The 17,428-nt window shown below is 63.3% G+C and carries 18 protein-coding genes and 1 tRNA gene; 11 read left to right on the plus strand and 8 right to left on the minus strand.

Annotated features, from left to right (window positions below):
- The coding region (locus RMO57_RS21265) for a PEP-CTERM sorting domain-containing protein (RefSeq protein ID WP_310390076.1) at nt 1-691 on the plus strand (691 nt) is incomplete at its 5' end.
- A gap of 57 nt (nt 692-748) precedes the next feature.
- On the opposite strand, the gene RMO57_RS21270 is transcribed toward RMO57_RS21265, so the two are convergent.
- Nucleotides 749-1,363: a choice-of-anchor C family PEP-CTERM protein gene (locus tag RMO57_RS21270; protein WP_310390079.1), complete on the minus strand. Its 615-nt coding sequence runs from the start codon at nt 1,361-1,363 to the stop codon at nt 749-751.
- A gap of 277 nt (nt 1,364-1,640) precedes the next feature.
- On the opposite strand from RMO57_RS21270, the gene RMO57_RS21275 reads away from it, so the two are divergent.
- From RMO57_RS21275 to RMO57_RS21310, 8 genes are all read left to right on the plus strand, one after another.
- The gene (locus tag RMO57_RS21275) at nt 1,641-2,042 is read left to right on the plus strand and encodes an HPF/RaiA family ribosome-associated protein (RefSeq protein ID WP_310390081.1); all 402 of its coding nucleotides are present in this window, start codon (nt 1,641-1,643) and stop codon (nt 2,040-2,042) included.
- A 227-nt stretch (nt 2,043-2,269) separates the two neighbouring features.
- The gene (locus RMO57_RS21280) at nt 2,270-2,530 is read left to right on the plus strand and encodes a hypothetical protein (protein ID WP_310390083.1); all 261 of its coding nucleotides are present in this window, start codon (nt 2,270-2,272) and stop codon (nt 2,528-2,530) included.
- Between the two features lie 52 nt (nt 2,531-2,582).
- Nucleotides 2,583-3,773, plus strand: coding sequence for an MFS transporter (locus RMO57_RS21285; RefSeq protein WP_310390084.1), 1,191 nt, complete (start codon nt 2,583-2,585; stop codon nt 3,771-3,773).
- Nucleotides 3,774-3,865: 92 nt separating this feature from the next.
- Nucleotides 3,866-6,073, plus strand: coding sequence for a DUF3141 domain-containing protein (locus tag RMO57_RS21290; RefSeq protein WP_310390085.1), 2,208 nt, complete (start codon nt 3,866-3,868; stop codon nt 6,071-6,073).
- On the plus strand, nt 6,066-7,049 hold the full coding sequence (locus RMO57_RS21295) for a phosphate acetyltransferase (RefSeq protein ID WP_310390087.1): 984 nt from the start codon (nt 6,066-6,068) through the stop codon (nt 7,047-7,049). Before RMO57_RS21290 ends, RMO57_RS21295 begins: the two co-directional genes overlap by 8 nt.
- Entirely contained in the window at nt 7,046-8,305 is a 1,260-nt protein-coding gene (locus RMO57_RS21300; protein ID WP_310390089.1) for an acetate/propionate family kinase, read from the plus strand. Before RMO57_RS21295 ends, RMO57_RS21300 begins: the two co-directional genes overlap by 4 nt.
- On the plus strand, nt 8,289-9,083 hold the full coding sequence (gene fabI, locus RMO57_RS21305) for an enoyl-ACP reductase FabI (RefSeq protein ID WP_310390091.1): 795 nt from the start codon (nt 8,289-8,291) through the stop codon (nt 9,081-9,083). The genes RMO57_RS21300 and fabI overlap by 17 nt, the downstream gene beginning before the upstream one ends.
- 144 nt (nt 9,084-9,227) lie before the next feature.
- Entirely contained in the window at nt 9,228-9,452 is a 225-nt protein-coding gene (locus RMO57_RS21310; protein WP_310390094.1) for a hypothetical protein, read from the plus strand.
- Here RMO57_RS21310 and RMO57_RS21315 read toward each other — a convergent pair.
- The 7 genes from RMO57_RS21315 to rsmB form a co-directional block, all read right to left on the minus strand.
- Nucleotides 9,449-10,360, minus strand: a complete 912-nt coding sequence (locus RMO57_RS21315; RefSeq protein ID WP_310390096.1) for an SDH family Clp fold serine proteinase — start codon at nt 10,358-10,360, stop codon at nt 9,449-9,451. The genes RMO57_RS21310 and RMO57_RS21315 overlap by 4 nt on opposite strands.
- Entirely contained in the window at nt 10,361-10,576 is a 216-nt protein-coding gene (locus RMO57_RS21320) for a hypothetical protein (protein ID WP_310390098.1), read from the minus strand.
- A 413-nt stretch (nt 10,577-10,989) separates the two neighbouring features.
- Nucleotides 10,990-11,065 (minus strand) — tRNA-Phe (locus RMO57_RS21325).
- 80 nt (nt 11,066-11,145) lie between these two features.
- Complete coding sequence (locus RMO57_RS21330) at nt 11,146-11,838, minus strand: response regulator (protein ID WP_310390100.1); 693 nt, start codon at nt 11,836-11,838, stop codon at nt 11,146-11,148.
- A gap of 11 nt (nt 11,839-11,849) precedes the next feature.
- The gene (locus RMO57_RS21335; protein ID WP_310390102.1) at nt 11,850-14,153 is read right to left on the minus strand and encodes a sensor histidine kinase; all 2,304 of its coding nucleotides are present in this window, start codon (nt 14,151-14,153) and stop codon (nt 11,850-11,852) included.
- Between the two features lie 22 nt (nt 14,154-14,175).
- Nucleotides 14,176-14,790, minus strand: coding sequence for a DUF4390 domain-containing protein (locus RMO57_RS21340; RefSeq protein ID WP_310390104.1), 615 nt, complete (start codon nt 14,788-14,790; stop codon nt 14,176-14,178).
- Between the two features lie 102 nt (nt 14,791-14,892).
- Nucleotides 14,893-16,278: a 16S rRNA (cytosine(967)-C(5))-methyltransferase RsmB gene (gene rsmB / locus RMO57_RS21345; RefSeq protein ID WP_310390106.1), complete on the minus strand. Its 1,386-nt coding sequence runs from the start codon at nt 16,276-16,278 to the stop codon at nt 14,893-14,895.
- 198 nt (nt 16,279-16,476) lie between these two features.
- Between rsmB and folE the strand changes: the two genes are divergently transcribed.
- Both folE and RMO57_RS21355 read left to right on the plus strand, forming a co-directional pair.
- Nucleotides 16,477-17,121: a GTP cyclohydrolase I gene (gene folE, locus RMO57_RS21350; protein WP_310390111.1), complete on the plus strand. Its 645-nt coding sequence runs from the start codon at nt 16,477-16,479 to the stop codon at nt 17,119-17,121.
- 41 nt (nt 17,122-17,162) lie between these two features.
- The coding region (locus RMO57_RS21355; protein ID WP_310390108.1) for a BLUF domain-containing protein at nt 17,163-17,428 on the plus strand (266 nt) is incomplete at its 3' end.

Below are 17,428 nucleotides of genomic sequence, written 5' to 3' on the forward strand. Positions count from 1 at the left end.
CTTTCGCCAGACGGTGACGAACCCGTATGCCAGCGCACAAAACGTGTCCTTCAGCTTTCATATCCCGCGCAGCCGCACCTCGATCTTGCTCGATAGCGAGTCTTCGGGCACACCCAATCTGCTCAGCTTCAGCGCGGCGGCCAGCTTGATGGGCGACATCAGCTGGGGCGGCGCCAACGTCTGGAACATCGGCTACGGTGTCAGCGGCAGCGGCAGCGTCGCCAGCGGCGCCGCCAGCCTGAACTTCAGCGGCCTCAGCAGCAGCGCCTCGGCCAGCGGCTTCACGGTCGGCAGCTTGGAAGGGCCGGGCGCCATCCAAATGGCCGGCGGCGGTTTGGCCGGCGGGGCTTATGTCATCTCGGACAACTACCAGGGCTTGCTGAACCTCGGGACCATCGGCGCTAACGAATCATTGGAGCTGACCTACACCTTGAAGGCGACCGCCAGCTTCGACGGCACTTACATCGTCAACTCCGGCGCCGATTGCTATGGCGGTTACGGCGGCTCATGCGCCGAAGCGGGCGGTTATGACCCGTTCGGCATCGACTTCGAGCCCGCGCCCAACGGCGGCATCAACCTGAGCTTCACCGCCGCCGTGCCCGAACCGAGCAGCTACGCGCTGATGCTGGGCGGCCTGGGTCTGCTGGCTTGGGGCACCCGCCGCCAACGCGGCAAGCCAAACTGGCGCTGAACGCGCGGAACAAAAAAACCGGCCACAAGGGCCGGTTTTTTTACATCTGCAGCAAGCTTATTGCGGCTGCTGGCGGCGCCGCGCCACAAAAGCCATGGCAGCAAGCCCGCCCAGCATCAACGCATAAGTCTGTGGCTCGGGCACCGCGGTGACCGAGACGTTGTCCAGCACCGAACCCGAGAAGCCGGACGGGCCGCTGCTGAACTGCAGCAGGGTGGAGGTCGAGTCGGCCGTGAAGCTGTAAGACTGATGCGCGACGCCGGGCGTCAGCGCGGAAAAACTCATCGCTGCACCACCGCCCAGGCCGGCAACGGTGAGCTCCTTGCCGGCGGCATCGTTGTCACCGCCGCGGTTGGACGACAGGTCGAACTGCAACCAATAGGTCTGACCAATCACGGTGCTCAGCGTCTGCGCGACCGAGCCGGGGCCGGGCGTGCCCAGCATATCGATGCTGTTGCCGCTGACCGCGCCGTAGTTGCCGTTGATGATGTCCACCGAGGTGGCGCCGACGGTCCAGCCGGTCAGCTCGGAGGCGCCAGCGGCGAGCTTGGCAAAGCCGTTGAAGCTGGCGCCGCTGTACTGCTCGAAGCTGCCGTTGACGACCATTTCCGGACCGGCGGCAAAGCTGAGTGCGGGCGCGGCGATCAGGGCGGCAAGGATGAGCTTTTTCATATTGGCAACTTTCGATTTCTGCCGAGCCGCGGGATTGCGATTCGATGCCTTGAATTGTTCCGGCTGCGCTCAAGCCGCACATCCCCGCGTTCCGAGGGGGCGGCGCATCAAAGCGTGAAGAGCCTCACGAACGCCGCTGCGCCGGGCGGTCTCCAGTGCAGGCCATCATGCAGGCGCGCGTACTGCCCTTGGAATTCTGCGAGTCGGCTCCATGTAGCAATTGCTTTACAGTGAAGACCATGCTTTGTTCGTTCACCAGAAAGAAAGCTAGGCACCTATGCAAGTTCTGCTCCAAACCGATTCGAATATTGAAGCCAGCCAGCACATGGCCGACCACTTGAAGAGCGTCGCCAAAGATGCCCTCGACCGCTTCGGCGAGCGCATCACCCGGGTCGAGGCCCATCTCAGCGACGTCAACGGCCATGCCAAAACGGCCGACAACGACATCCACTGCACACTCGAAGCCCGCCTGACCGGATTGGAGCCGGTGATCGTCAAGGTGAACGCCGGCAGCGCCCACCAAGCCATCGACGGCGCCATGCGCAAGCTCAAACGCGCCGTCGCCGGCGCACTCGAAAAACATGAACCGCGCAGCCACCGCACACCAGGCGAAGTGCTGGCTGCCGCAGACGACGACGACAACGACAACGACAACGACAACGAAAATTTGGCCACCTAATCCGTACAGAACCAGCCCGCTTCAAGCGGGCTTTTTTCAGGACCCAGCGACGCCGCTTGGGCTGGCGCCATGACGACTCACACTGCGCCGATGGCACTGTCCTGGGTATATTGCCGGGCGCCTCCCCTGAGCGTGCGGGGACAAAATTTGAAAATCACAAAACAACAGGCCGGCTGGTCAGCCTTGATCCGGAGTTAGCACACAGCGACGTGGTGCAGGCCGAGGCCTTGTTGACGCGACTCGGCCTGGCCGACGAGCCCACCTGCGCGCTCGATTCGGCCAGTGGCGCGCGGGTGCGCGAGGGCAAGATGCTGCCGATCGAAGTCGACAAGGCCGCCGCCGCGGCGCTGCTGCAACGGCCCGAGCTGCCCGTCAAGCCGAACAGTTGTCCGAGCAATGCCCGCATCGACTGGCTGCAGGCCCGCGATGCGCGGCTGGCTCAACCATGCGGGCATGCTCAAGCTGCTGGGGCTGCAGTTGCGGAGTGACGGCAAGAGTTAGACCGGCCGGCTTGCTACTATCCCAGCCGAAAGCAAATTCATGACCACAGCCAAGCAAGCCAAACCCAAGCTCCCCGCCGCCATCTGGATGCTGGGCTTCGTCAGCCTCTTGATGGATGTGTCGTCCGAGATGGTGCACAGCCTGCTGCCGCTGTTCATGGTCGGCACGCTGGGCGCTTCGGCCCTCACGGTCGGTCTGATCGAAGGCGCGGCCGAGGCCACGGCCTTGATCGTCAAGGTCTTCTCCGGCGCTTTGAGTGACTACCTCGGGCGCCGCAAAGGCTTGGCGTTACTCGGCTACGGCCTGGGCGCGGCGACGAAACCCGTCTTTGCGCTGGCCGGTGGCATCGGTTGGGTCGTCGCAGCGCGCTTGACCGACCGGGTCGGCAAAGGCATACGCGGTGCGCCGCGCGACGCGCTGGTGGCCGATCTGGCGCCGCCGGAGCAGCGCGGTGCGGCTTTTGGCCTGCGCCAATCACTCGACTCGATCGGCGCGGTGCTGGGGCCGCTGCTGGCGGTAGGCTTGATGCTGCTGTGGGCGAATGACTTCCGCGCGGTGTTCTGGGTGGCAGTGATTCCTGGGGTTATGGCGGTCGCCTTGCTGGCTTTTGGTGTGCGTGAACCCAAGGCCAGTTCGACCGAGAAGCGCCACAACCCGATCAGCCGCGCCAATCTGCGCCAGCTCTCGCCGGCCTATTGGTGGGTGGTGCTGATCGGCGGGCTGTTCACCTTGGCACGCTTCAGTGAGGCCTTTTTGGTCCTGCGGGCGCAGCAGAGCGGCCTGTCGCTGGCCTTGATTCCGTTGGTGATGGTGGCGATGAATTTGGTCTATGCGGCCAGCGCTTACCCGTTTGGCAAGCTGTCGGATCGCGTCAGTCACAAGTCGCTGCTGGCGCTTGGGCTGTTGGTCTTGCTGGCCGCTGATTTGCTCTTGGCCAGCAGCACAAGCCTGGCGGCGCTGCTCGGCGGCGTGCTGCTCTGGGGCGTGCACATGGGGCTCACGCAAGGCCTGCTGGCCACCATGGTGGCTGACACCGCCCCGGCCCATTTGCGCGGCACGGCTTATGGCTTTTTCAACCTGCTCAGCGGTGTCGCCATGCTGCTGGCCAGCGCCTTGGCCGGCCTGCTGTGGGACGGCTGGGGCGCCGAGGCCACCTTTTATGCGGGCGCCGGCTTGTGCGCGCTGACGCTGCTGGTTTTAATGCTCAAGCAGCCGCGCGCCGACACATAGACGCAACAAAAAAGATTGATGATGCAATTGCTGCGCTGCACAATTGATCAAACAGAACTCATCTTCAACGTGGCAGCGCCACTGGAAAACCGATGTTCAATCAATCTTTTCTGCAGTCCACCCACGCCAGCTGGAGCGATCAGCTGCCGGGCAAACAGGTGCTCAGTTATTGGATAGACGCTTGGCAGCGCTCGGTGCTGACGCTGGACGTGCTGCGCGAACGCGGCAATCTCTACGCCGAGCATGCCAAGTCGGGCAAGCCGCCGGTGCTGGTGTTCGACTTCGAAACCATCCTGGACGCGCGCGCTTTCGACTTGCCCGCCAACTACGCACTGGTGCGCATCACGCCGCCACCCGAGCTGCCAACCGACCCGGCCAAACGCCCGTTCGTGGTTATCGACCCGCGCGCCGGCCACGGCCCCGGCATCGGCGGCTTCAAGCCCGACAGCGAAATAGGCATTGCGCTGCAGGCCGGCCACCCCTGCTACTTTTTCAGCTTCTTCCCCGAGCCAATGCCGGGCCAGACCATCGAAGCGGTGGCGCGCGCCGAGCTGAAGTTTCTGCAACATGTCGCCGCCCTGCATCCGGGTGCTGACAACAAGCCTTTTGTGATCGGCAACTGCCAGGGCGGCTGGGCCTTGCTGCTGCTGGCGGCCGCACAGCCCGAGGCGGTCGGGCCGATTTTGCTGGCCGGCGCGCCGGTGTCTTACTGGGCCGGCGTCGAGGGCAAGCATCCGATGCGCTATGCGGGCGGGCTGATGGGCGGCTCCTGGGTGGCCTCGCTGACCGGCGATCTGGGCAACGGCAAGTTCGACGGCGCGCATCTGGTCAGCAACTTCGAGAAGCTCAACCCGGCCAATACCCACTGGGGCAAACTCTACAACTTGTACGCGCAGGTCGACACCGAACGCGAGCGCTTCCTGGACTTCGAGCGCTGGTGGGGTGGGCATTACCTGATGAACAAGGCCGAGATGGACTGGATCGTGCAGAACCTGTTCGTCGGCAACCGGCTGGCGCGCGGTGGCGTGCAGACCGCCGACGGCGCGCTGCAGATCGACCTGCGCAAGATCCGCGCGCCCATCATCGTGTTCGCCTCCTGGGGCGACAACATCACGCCGCCGCAGCAGGCGCTGAATTGGATCGCCGATCTCTACGCCAACACCAGCGAGATCCGCGCCCATGAGCAGACCATCGTCTACTGCCTGCATGAGAAGGTCGGCCATCTGGGCATTTTTGTTTCTTCCGGCGTGGCCAAAAAGGAAACCACCGAGATTGCCGCCGCGCTTGACCTGATCGATATGCTGCCGCCGGGCTTGTATGAAATGACGATTGAAGACACGGCGCCGGAGATGAGCCACTTGGAGCTGACCGACGGGCGCTATCTGTCGACCTTCCACCCGCGCGAGGTCAGCGACATTCTGGCGCTGGATGATGGCCGGGACGATGAACAGGCCTTTGACATGGCGCGCCGCGTGGCCGAAATCAACCAGGCCAATTACGATAAATTCCTCTCGCCGGTGGTCAAGGTGCTGGCCAATGAGCCCAGCGCCAAGCTGGCCCGCAAGCTCAACCCGGCGCGCATGGAGCGCTGGCTGGTGTCGGACAAAAACCCGGCGCTGTGGCCGGTCAAGTCGATTGCTAACGCCGTGCGCCAGCAGCGCCGGCCGGTTGCCCCCGACAACCCCTTTGTGCGGGCCGAACAAGCCGGCTCGGCCTGGATCGAGCAGACGCTCAACAGCTACCGCGACGCGCGCGATGCCGCGCAGGAGCAGCTGTTTTTGAATATCTACAACTCGCCACTGCTGAGCGCCGCCCTGCCGGCCGCTGCGCCGGCGCCCGAGCGGGCCGCCGTCCCCGCGCACACGCACGCAGCCGATGAGGCCTGCATCGAGCAAGGTAGCGCGCTGGATGCCGGCATGCGCATGTTGATTCATGTCGCCTCGGACGGCTCAGGGCTGGACGAGCGCCCGCTGCGCATGCTGCAGCTGCTCTTGCAAGAAGCCCATGCCGCCGGCGAGACCACACTGACCTTGGCCGACCTGAAACGCTCGGCCAAAACCCAGCACCGCGCCCTGCTGCTGGACCGCGCGCGTGCGCTGGCGGCGCTGCCGCAGATGCTGCCGGACCCGGCTCAGGCGCGCAGCGCTTTTGCGCTGGTGGGCAAGATTGCCCGCGCCCAAGGCGCGCTCAGCGACGCCCATGCGCAGCGTTTGGCGCAGCTGGCGCAGGCCTTGCAGGTGCACTTGGAGCCGATCGCGGCCGAAGCCACCCCAAACACTGGAGCACCAGCGCATGAGTGAAATCAAGCCAGGCGAGAAATACGAGCGCCTGATTGCAGCCGTCAAAGACCTGCCGCCGGCGCTGACGGCCGTCGCCCATCCGGTTGATGCCGCCTCTTTGGCCGGCGCCATCGACGCGGCCAAGCTCGGGCTGATAACGCCCATCCTGGTCGGGCCGCGCGACCGCATTGAAGCGGCCGCCCGCGCCGCCGAGCTGGACATCTCGCCTTACGAGATCGTTGACGCGCCGTTCAGCCACGCGGCCGCCGAGCTGGCCGTGGCCTTGGTGCGGGACGGCCGCGCCGAGCTGTTGATGAAGGGCAGCTTGCACACCGACGAACTGATGGCCGCCGTCGTCAAGCGCGACAGCGGCCTGCGCACCGAGCGGCGCATCAGTCATTGTTTCGTGATGGATGTGCCGCGCCACGCCAGCGCCTTGTTCATCACCGATGCGGCCATCAATATCGCGCCCAGCTTGCAAGACAAGGTCCACATCGTGCAAAACGCGATCGAGTTGGCCCATGCGCTGGGCATTGCCTGCCCCAAGGTGGCGATTCTGTCGGCCATGGAAACCGTCAACCCGAATGTGCCCTCCACCATCGAAGCGGCCGCCCTGTGCAAGATGGCCGATCGTGGCCAGATCACCGGCGGCCTGCTCGACGGCCCGTTGGCGCTGGACAACGCGATCAGCCCCGAGGCCGCCGCTATCAAAAACATCGGTGGCCCGGTCGCCGGCAATGCCGACATCTTGGTCGTGCCCAATCTGGACGCCGGCAATATGCTGGCCAAGAGCCTGTCCTTCCTGGCCGAATCCGACGCCGCCGGCATCGTGCTGGGCGCCCGCGTGCCCATCATCCTGACCAGCCGCGCCGACTCGCTGCTGACTCGGCTGGCCTCCTGCGCGGTGGCGGTGCTGCTGGCGCGGCATAACAAGGCGCTGCAGGCTCAGCAAACGCAACCAAGCCTGCCCGGCTTGCCAGCCAAGGCGGCCCCATGAGCCTGCCGCACGGCAGCAGCCACGATGCGCTGTTGGTGCTGAATGCCGGCTCGTCGAGCCTGAAGTTCAGCGTCTACCGGGTGACTGATGAGGGGCAGCTGCATCTGCTCGCCAACGGCGGCATCGAGGAGCTGGGGGCGGCCGCGCATTTTTGGGCCAAGAATGCGCGCGGCGAGTCGCTCGGCGAGCAGCGCTGGCCCGGCCCGGCCCCCGCACCCGCGCCGGGCCCCTTGGGACACAGCGGCGCGATCGACTACCTTGCTGAATGGCTGCGCGAGCACAACGGCGGCGGCATGCGCTTGATCGGCGTCGGGCACCGGGTCGTGCATGGCGGCCTGATGCATGCCGCGCCTGAGTTTGTAAGCGCTGATCTGCTCAGTTATTTGCAGAGCTTGGTAGCGCTGGCGCCGCTGCACCAGCCGCACAACTTGCTGGCGATTCGCCTGATCGCGCAGCGTCTGCCGGGTCTGCCGCAAGTGGCCTGCTTCGACACCGCTTTTCACCGCACGGCGCCGGCGGTGTCGCAAGCTTTTGCGCTGCCTCGACACATCACTGACCGGGGTGTGCGGCGTTATGGCTTTCACGGCCTGAGCTATGAGTTCATTGCGCGCGCGCTGCCCGACTACGACGCCCAAGCCGCTGCCGGCAAAACCGTCGCGCTGCATCTGGGCAATGGCGCCAGCATGTGCGCGCTGCTGAGGGGTAAGAGCATCGCCAGCTCGATGGGCTTCACCGCCGTGGACGGCCTGATGATGGGCAGCCGCTGCGGCAGCCTGGACCCCGGCGTGCTGCTCTACCTGATGGACGAGCTGAAGATGGATGCGCGTGCGCTGGAGCGGCTGCTGTACAAGGAATCGGGGCTGCTGGGCGTGTCCGGCATTTCCAGCGATATGCGCCCCCTGAGCGAGAGCCAAGACCCGCGCGCGATCGAGGCGATCGAGCTGTTTGTCTACCGCATCGGCCGGGAGTTAGGCTCGCTGGCTGCCGCGTTGGGCGGGCTGGACGCCATCGTCTTCACGGCCGGCATCGGCGAGCACAGTGTGCCGGTGCGCGCGGCCATCTGCCGCGCTGCCGCCTGGCTCGGCGTCGAGCTGGACGAGGCCGCCAATCTGGCCGGCGGCCCCCGCATCAGCCGACCCGGCAGCCGTTGCGCCGCGTGGGTGATCCCCACCAACGAAGAACTCACCATCGCGCGCCACTGCCTGGCGCTGCTCAACCAGCAAGAGGACAGCACCCGCCATGAACAGCACGCATGAACACGCCGGCGTCAACCAACCGCTGGCCGGCAAAAAGGCCTTGGTGGTGGGCATCGCCAATGAGGCTTCGATCGCCTGGGGTTGTGCCCAAGCGTTCAAGGAGCTGGGCGCCGAAGTCGCCGTGACCTTTTTGAACGAAAAAGCCCGCCCCCATGTCGAGCCCTTGGCACGCGCCATCGACGCGCCGCTGTGTTTGCCGCTGGACGTGACGCAGCCGGGGCAAATGGAGGCGGTGTTCGAGCAGATAGCCGCGCGCTGGGGTCAGCTCGACATCGTCCTGCACTCAATCGCTTTTGCCCCCAAGGACGATCTGCAAGGCGGCTTGCTGAGTTGCTCGGCCGAAGGCTTCGCCAAGGCAATGGATGTGTCCTGCCATTCCTTCATCCGCATGGCCAAGCTGGCCGCACCCTTGATGACGGACGGCGGCTCGATGTTTGCGATGAGCTATCACGGCGCCAACAAGGTGGTGCCGAACTACAACGTGATGGGCCCGGTCAAGGCCGCGCTGGAGGCCGCTTGCCGCTACCTGGCTTTTGAACTGGGCCACCAAGGCATTCGCGTGCACGCCATCTCGCCCGGCCCGCTGAAGACCCGCGCCGCCTCAGGGCTGAAGGACTTTGAGGCTTTGCTGCATGACACCGAGCAGCGCGCGCCGCTGGGCGAGTTGATCGACATCATGGACGTCGGCTATGCCTGCGCCTATATGGCGACGCGCTATGCGCGCCACATCTCGGGCAACACGGTCTATATCGACGGCGGGGCGAACATCATGGCCTGAGGGCCGGCCCTGGCATTGGCATTGGCGCCAAGCATGAGGCCAATGCCCTCGGTTTTGAGCACCGAACCTTTGCCGAACTTCAGGCGCTGTTGACAGGCCGCAGCCGGCCGCGCGTACGTTTAAGGTCCTGGTTGATATAGGACGATGACGGCAAGCCCGCTGGCCACCTTTTTTGTATGGCGTTCGCGCTTTGACGAGGCCAAGAAGGCGGCCGGAGTGTCGTTTCAGTTTCGGGATTTGCGGGCCAAGGCTGCGACCGATACGGGCGACCTGGCGCATTCGCAAAAGCTGCTTGGGCATCGCAATCGAGAGATGACCGAGCACTATGTTCGGCAGCGAGTTGGGGAACGCGTTCAACCTTTACGCTAGTGTGGAACACCAACTCGCCGAATGTAGGTTGCCCCAAGATGGTTTTCAATCAACTTGGCAACGTTGCCGAAAGTCAGCGTATGCGTGCAGGCGTGGTGAACGGTCAGCACCAAATCTTGCAATACTGGATCAGCCTCAAGGGCCTCAACTTTCAGTCCTATTTCGATACAGCGCTCAGCATGAATGTGCCGCCCATGCTCTCGATTGTGGTCTCGGCTAGAAAGCGCGGCTACGACCTTGTTGGCCATGCTCTTCCTTTTGGGCTCGGCTGCGAACATCTCCTCCTCCAACCAGCGCTTCACAATCTCCTTGGAGAGTTCGATGGCATGTTCGCAGCTAGAAAGGAATGTCGGGTGATACTTCCCGATGATGGTCTGCCACATGCGAGCGGCACCAGGACTATGAGTCGATTCTCTTACTGCTCTTTCGAATTCGTCAATGACTCCGTATGCCGGCAATCCGTTTACATGAGGATCGATTGGCCCGAGATTGGACTGCTTGCCCATGACGATGCTGCGCGCAGCGCAGGCAATCATGGTCCCCGCCGACATGGCGATCTGAGGGACGATTACGCGGATGTCGCCCAGATAGATCTTCTTTAGGTAGTCAACGATCGACTCGGCTGCAGAGACTGAACCGCCCGGCGTGTGCAGTATCAAGTCAAGTCCTGCGCCCTTTTCCACCTTGTGGCATGCCTGCATGAACCCGACTTTGTCATCATCGTTGATGCTGTAAAGCGGACTATTCTGCTGTGTCGAGACCCAGGCAGAGTAATAGACGATCGTCGTGCGCCCAGTCTTTGCGCTGAGTTGGGCTAGATAGCGCCTTCGCACCGTATCCAATGCATTTGGATCGCCACCATTCTCTATTTGACCAATTTCTTGTAGTACTTCTCCCCAGGCCGGCATCTAGGCTCCTACGTAAATCGTGGCTTCGGAAAATCGTTGGTCGCCGTAACCATTCACTTGCTGGAAGTACTCACCCTCTTGGACTACGGGGACAACGAATTGAAGACCAAAAAATTTCTCATGCTGCTCGGCGCGACTCGGGCGCTTCGAAGTCTTCTTTGTTTGCTGAGGGGCACTTGCTTGCTTCGCTGCGATCTGGCGCTTTTGCTGACTCATTGAGTTCTCCACGTGCTTTTCGGACGGCCAAAGTTCAAGGACTGGCCCAACCTTCTATATTGTCACTTTGTACACCACAAATTTGACGGTTCCAACTCGATCAAACCCGGCGATTAAGTTTTTTGTAGATATTGATTCGAATTGTAGAAAAGCCCCGATCAGTTTCCTGTGCGGGGCTCTCGCCTAAGTGCTTACAGCGCGATGCAGTGTAACCACGCCACCACCGGCGGAATGTGCCTGCTCGGCTCAGGCCGATCAGTCATCCTCCGTGCCCTCCCGGGCACTGCGGACCATCGCTGTGCGATGTCCTGTGACAGCCACCGGCTGTCACAGAGCGAACCACTTCGGTGGTTCTCATCCGCCCGTCAAACCCCCAAACAAAAATGGCTCCCACATGGGGAGCCAATTTCGTTTGGTGGCCTGGGGCGGAATCGAACCACCGACACGCGGATTTTCAATCCGCTGCTCTACCGACTGAGCTACCAGGCCTTATCTATTTACCGTTATCTTTTCAACACTGTTTGAAGCAAAAAATCTGCGTCAGTTCAGCGAAGACCGCGACTATAGCATTAGATTCCGCTGCCGCGCTTGTTTCGACTGAGATCAACACCCAATTGCTTCAGCTTTCGATACAAATGCGTGCGCTCAAGCCCGGTCTTTTCGGCGACGCGCGTCATCGAACCGTTCTCTTTCGATAGGTGGAATTCAAAGTAGCTTTTCTCGAAAGCGTCACGCGCTTCACGCAGGGGACGATCCAGTTCGAAGCTCTGCTCCGACGCCAGCCCCAACGCCGGCTGCACCGACTGCGGCAGCATGCCGATGTTCGGGCTCACATATTGAACCGGCATTTCGCTGCGCAGATAGGTCGACACGCCCGCCGGCGGCGCGGGACGCGGCGCCACTTTGACCAAGGACTGCTCCACAGCACGCAGCAGCTTTTGCAGCGTGATCGGCTTCTCCAGGAAAGCGATGGCACCGAACTTGGTCGCTTCGACCGCCGTGTCAATCGTGCCATGGCCGCTCATCATGATGACAGGCATGGTCAGTAAACCAGCACCGCCCCATTCCTTCAGCAAGGTGATGCCATCCACGTCGGGCATCCAGATATCGAGCAACACCAGATCCGGCCGCATGCGCTCACGCACGGCGCGAGCCTGCGCAGCGTTCTCAGCCATCTCTATCGTGTGACCCTCATCACTGAGGATTTCCGACAACAGGGCACGAATGCCCAATTCGTCGTCAACTACAAGAATTGTTGCCATGGAGTCCTAGTTCACGCCGGCTTGCCTGCAGTGCCGGCGTCGACCGCTGCAGTTGAAAATTTTGAAAATGATATCGAAACTTGCGCACCCAAGACGGGCTGGGTTTCATCTCCCGCCGCGTGAAGATTATTCAGGCGGATGCGCGCGCCATGTTCATCGGCAATCTTCTTTACTACCGCCAAGCCCAAACCCGTTCCCTTGGCCTTGGTGGTGACGTAGGGCTCGAAAGCCCTTTTGAGCACTTTCTCTGCGAATCCAGGCCCATTGTCGGTGATGTAAAGCCGCAACACGCGCGCTTCACCGCTTTCTGTGAAAACTTGTGCCGTGCGCACCATCACTTGGCCGTCGGGCCGCTCTTGCACCGCGTCCAACGCGTTCTGCACCAGGTTGTGAATGACTTGGCGCAATTGGGTCGCGTCACCCTTCATCGGGCAGGCGTCGGGCGCCAACTCGGCTTGCAGACGACCGGATTCTTGCGCCTCGGCATACAGCGTCAGCACCTCGCTGACCAAGGCGTTGAGGTCCAGGACTTTCAGTTGCGCCGAAGGCAGCCGCGCATAGTCGCGGAACTCGTTGACCAACTGCTTCATCGACTGCACTTGGTTGACGATGGTGGCGACCGACCTGACCAGCATCGCCTGATCGGCACCTTCGAGCTTGGCCTCCAGCTTGTGTTGCAAGCGCTCGGCCGACAGCTGGATCGGCGTCAAGGGGTTTTTGATCTCATGAGCGAGGCGGCGCGCCACCTCGCTCCAGGCCGCTGAGCGCTGCGCGGAAACCACCTCGGAGATGTCGTCAAACACCATCAGCCGGGCATTCTGCGGCAGCTTGGCACCGCGCACGAGCAGCGTGAGCACGTCTTTGCCGGCTTCCAGTTGCAGCTCAAAGGCATCTTGCCAATGCTCGGTTTCCACGCCATTTGAGGTGTTCGCGCCGCTGAGTCTGGTCGGGCTGGTTTGCTCAAAGCGTTGCATGATTTCGTCAACAAAGGGCCGCAGCTGCGGCAACTCGTCCAGCCTGGTGCCGCGCAGGTCTTCGGCCGGCAACTGCAGAATGCGCACCGCCCCGGGGTTGACGGTCTCGATCCGCGCTTGCGCGTCAAACACGATCACGCCGGCTGTGAGGTTGTCCAGAATGGTTTGCAGATGGGTGCGCGCGCTCTCCAGCTCGGCCACGCTGCGGCCCACCATGGCGCGGGCATCGGAGAGCTGCTCGGTCATCTCGGCAAATGAGCGGGTCAGGCCACCCAGTTCGTCGCGCGAGGCCAGCATGGGCTTGCGACTCAGGTCACCCTGCGCCACTTGGCGCACGCCGTCGGCCAACAGCAACAATGGGCGGGCCAACTGATTGCCCAAGGTGACGGCCAGCAGCAGTGCCGCGAACACCGCCAAAATCAACACCAAGGTCAGTGTGCCGAGATACATACGGCGCAGGCCATCGCGCTCCAAGGCGCGCTGCTGGTATTCACCGCTGGCCGCCTGCACCGCCAAGGCATTCGAGACCACCGACGCCGGCACCCGCTGCACCACCATCAAGAAGCGCTCGCCGAACAGGCCGTTGCTGGTGCCTAAGCCTAGCCGCAGGTCGGAGTTGGGCAGCAAGGCCAGGGCACGAATACGCGCCTGCCCTTGCAGCGCCAGTGCCTCGTCTTCCAAGCCTTCCAGTTGGCTGGCGACATTGGCCGCGCGGGCCTGCCGCAGCATCGCGTCCGAGGGCCGGGTGGCCGTCAGCGAGCTGGTGTCGCCGCCGGAGGACATCAGAATTTGCCCGTGGCCGCCCACCAAGTCCACCGTCCTGGCGCCGAGCTGCACACGCAGGCGCTCCAGGGCCAATGGTTGCGGCATACCGCTGCTCTCAGACAGCCGCCCGGCCTCGCTCAAGGTTTTGACCGACAGGTCGCTGACCAGCCCGTCCAGGGTGGCGCGGCCCAGATTCAGCCCAGCCTCCAGCGCGCTGGCCAGTTGCACGTCAAACCAGCTCTCGATGCTGCGGTTGACGAATTGATAAGACACGCCGTAAATCATCACGCCGGGCACCACCCCCACCAGCGCGAAGATGCCGGCCAGTTTGAGCAGCAAGCGGCTGCCGAACTTGCCGCTGCGCACCCGCAGCACCAAGCGCACCGCAGCCGCGCCGATGACCAGTACCAGCAGGCCGGCTACCGTCGCGTTGAGCCAAAACAGCCAAACATAGTGACGCTCGAAGAAGCCCGGCCGCGCGCTGCCGCCGATCGAGAGCAGAAAGGCCAGAACCCCGCAGACGCCCGTCACGATCACCGTCGAGATGACCCAGGCCCAGCGCGCCTTTCGACTCAAGCGACGCCCTCGAAGCCGGTTTTCATGGCGCGACGACGCTGCTGCTGAAATCGGCGGCCAGACTGAAGTTGCGCTCAATACTCATGCCCCAGCCCTGCGGTGAGCCCAAACCGATTTGCATCGGCCTGGGCAGCTGGCTGGTGTCCAGCCGGTAGCTGAATTCCAGATAAAAGCGACCCTCGTCTTCCAGTTCACGGTTGTCGGCGATGCGCCAGCCCGACGCACCCCGCAAGGACAGCAAGGCATCGGAGAGGGTTGAATAACTTTGATTGAGCCCGCCGGTGCTGACCTTGAATTGCCGCGTCAAGGGCTGCCAAGCGAGCCGCCAAGTACGGCTGGCGCGGGCAACTCGGGCATCACGCCAATACCAGCGGTTGCGCAGGACATTGGCCTCGGCCAAAAAGTAGATCGGCACGCCCTTCATCAACGCGTCCTCGGCCACACGCGTCAACTCAAAACGGGTGCTGAAACTCAGCTCCAAGCCCTCTTCGGTGCGCTGAGTGCTCAATTGGCTGAGTTCAATCCCGTCGGCCCGGGCGCTGTTGGTGAACAAACCCAGCACGGCCGCCAACAGCAGCGCGGCGAGCCAATGCCAGTGGCTGCGCGCCAGCGAGTTGGCCGGCCGGCCACTTTGCATGAGGCGGCTTGTCGTGGCGGCAGGAGGGGCGGGCGAAGTCAAGGTCGGATCGAATCTTTGCTGTTGAGCGCCCATAGCAAGCAGAGGCGGCACGACATGGGGTCAGAGGTCTTTGATCAGCAGCGCGTAGTAGAAGCCGTCCAAAACCGAGGCTGTCGTACTTGCTGCCTCGCCATTGTGAGCGAGCGCAAGCAGATGCCCGGTCAGCCCGGCAATTTCCAGCTGTTTAGCGTCGCTCTGGCGTTGCAAAAATGCATACACCTGCTGCTCGCCCTCGGCCTTGAAGATCGAACAGGTGACATAAACCAGTCGCCCGCCGGGCTTCAGCGTCGGCCAAAGCGCATCCAGCAACTCGGCCTGAATGGCGGCCAACTGGCCGATATCGCTGGCGCGCCGCAGCCAGCGCACATCCGGGTGGCGCCGCACGATGCCGGAGGCGCTGCAGGGCGCGTCCAGCAAGATGGCATCAAACTGCCGGCCGTCCCACCAGGCGCCGTCGCCATCGGTTTGGCGGGCGTCGGCGGCCAGCGTCTGTGCCTGAACGCCGAGACGGTTGAGGTTCTCCCGCACACGCGTCAGCCGGCCGGCGTCGCTGTCCAGGGCCAGCAGATCCAGGTCGGCCAATTCAAGCAAGTGAGCGGTCTTGCCGCCGGGCGCCGCGCAGGCGTCGAGCACGCGCGCGCCGGGCGGCAGGGCAGGCAAACCCGCCACAGCGCTGACCACCAAGGGCGCCGCCAACTGCGCCGCGGCATCCTGCACCGACACATCGCCAGCGGCAAAACCCGGCAACAAGCCGACCGCTGAGGCCCGCTCCAGCCGCAGCGCCTGGGGAGCCAGCGGGCCCACGGCCGCCGCGGCAATGCCGGCGGCGGTCAGCCTGGCCAGATAAGCCTCGGTGCTGGTCAGAACATCACCGCGCCGGGCGTTGACGCGCAGCGTCATCGGCGGATGCTGGTTATTGGCCTGCAGAATCGCCTGCCAATGGTCGGGCCAGTCGGCGCGCACCCGGTCTATCCACCATTGCGGGTGATTGAACGCGGCCGCCTCCGAGGCTTGCGCCGCCTGCACGATGGCGGCGCGTTCGCGCAAGAAACGCCGCAACACCGCATTGACGAAGCCGGCGCTGGCCGGCGTTCGTTTGCGCGCCGCGCTGACGACCTGATCCACCACGGTGTGATCGGTGTACAGCGGCTGCACGCCCGGCGCGCAGGGCCATAACAGCGCCAAGGCACTGACCAGCAAGCTGTCGATCTTGGGCGGCGGGGTTTTGGGTGCCAGCAAGGCGCGGGCGGCCTCGGCGCTGCCGAGCAAGCGCAGGACATAAAAGCTCAAGGCCTGGGTGCCGGGGCGCAAATCGGCCGGGCAGGCGGCCAAAACTTCGGTCAGCGAGCGCCCCGAGCGCACCGCCTGCACGGCGTCGGCCACCTGCAGCATCAGGCGCTGCAGCGGCGGAGAAAGCAGCGGGAGAGATATTTTCTTTTCGGTCACGCGGTCAGTGTAGGTCAGCGCCAACTCTTGGGCCCGGCTGGCGCGTAAGGCAAGACCCGGCAGTGCGCGGGCTTTGCAATCCGTTCACAATGCTCGCTCCAGCCATAGCGAGAGTGATTCATGAGCGGCGATTCGTCCACAAAAGTAAGCCTAGACGCCAATCAACTGGCGGCCCTGCCCGCATCCGAGCGAGTGCGCATGCGCTTGGTCGGCGCCGGCTGCCGCCACCATGCCAATGACAATATTGCCGACTTCATTGAGCCCGGCGAGCTTGCGCAGCTGCAGGCCGAGGTGCAGGCGCAGATGCAGGGTGTCTTGCGGGCCTTGGTGATCGATACCGACAGCGATCACAACACCCAAGACACCGCCAAACGCGTGGCCAAGATGTTCATGCAGGAGATCTTCAAGGGCCGCTACCAGGCTATGCCGGCGGTGACCGAGTTCCCGAATGTGACGCGGCTGAATGAATTGATGATCGTCGGCCCCATCACCGTGCGCAGCGCCTGCTCGCACCACCTTTGCCCGATCATGGGCAAGGTCTGGATCGGCCTGCTGCCTAACGAGCATTCCAATCTGATCGGGCTGTCCAAATACGCGCGCATCTGCGACTGGATCATGAGCCGGCCGCAGATTCAGGAAGAAGCCGTCACCATGCTGGCCAATGAGCTGCAAGAGCGGGTGCAACCGGATGGCCTCGCCATCGTGATGGAGGCCGACCATTTCTGCATGCACTGGCGCGGCGTCAAGGACAACCAGTCCAAGATGACCAATAGCGTGATGCGCGGCGCCTTCTTGAAGGACCCCAATCTGCGGCGCGAGTTCCTGTCACTGATCAAGCCTTAAAAAGCTCGCGCAAACCTCTTTTCTCTCAAGGAGACATTCCCATGCTCGTTCGCCTGATGTACGCCAGCCGCGCCAACGCCCCGATGAGTGATCAGGAACTCAGCCTGATTTTGAAGCAGTCACGTGCCCACAACCCGGCCGAAGGCATCACCGGCCTGCTCTGCTACACCGACGGCATCTTCATGCAGGTGCTGGAAGGTGGGCGAGACGCCATCTACGCGCGCTACAAGCAGATCCTCAGCGACGCCCGCCACCACGCCGTAATTTTGCTCAGTTATGAAGAGATCGGTGAACGCGAGTTCGCCGG

The organism is Roseateles sp., from assembly GCF_031397715.1.
In the GTDB taxonomy this organism is placed as follows: Bacteria; Pseudomonadota; Gammaproteobacteria; order Burkholderiales; family Burkholderiaceae_C; genus Paucibacter_A.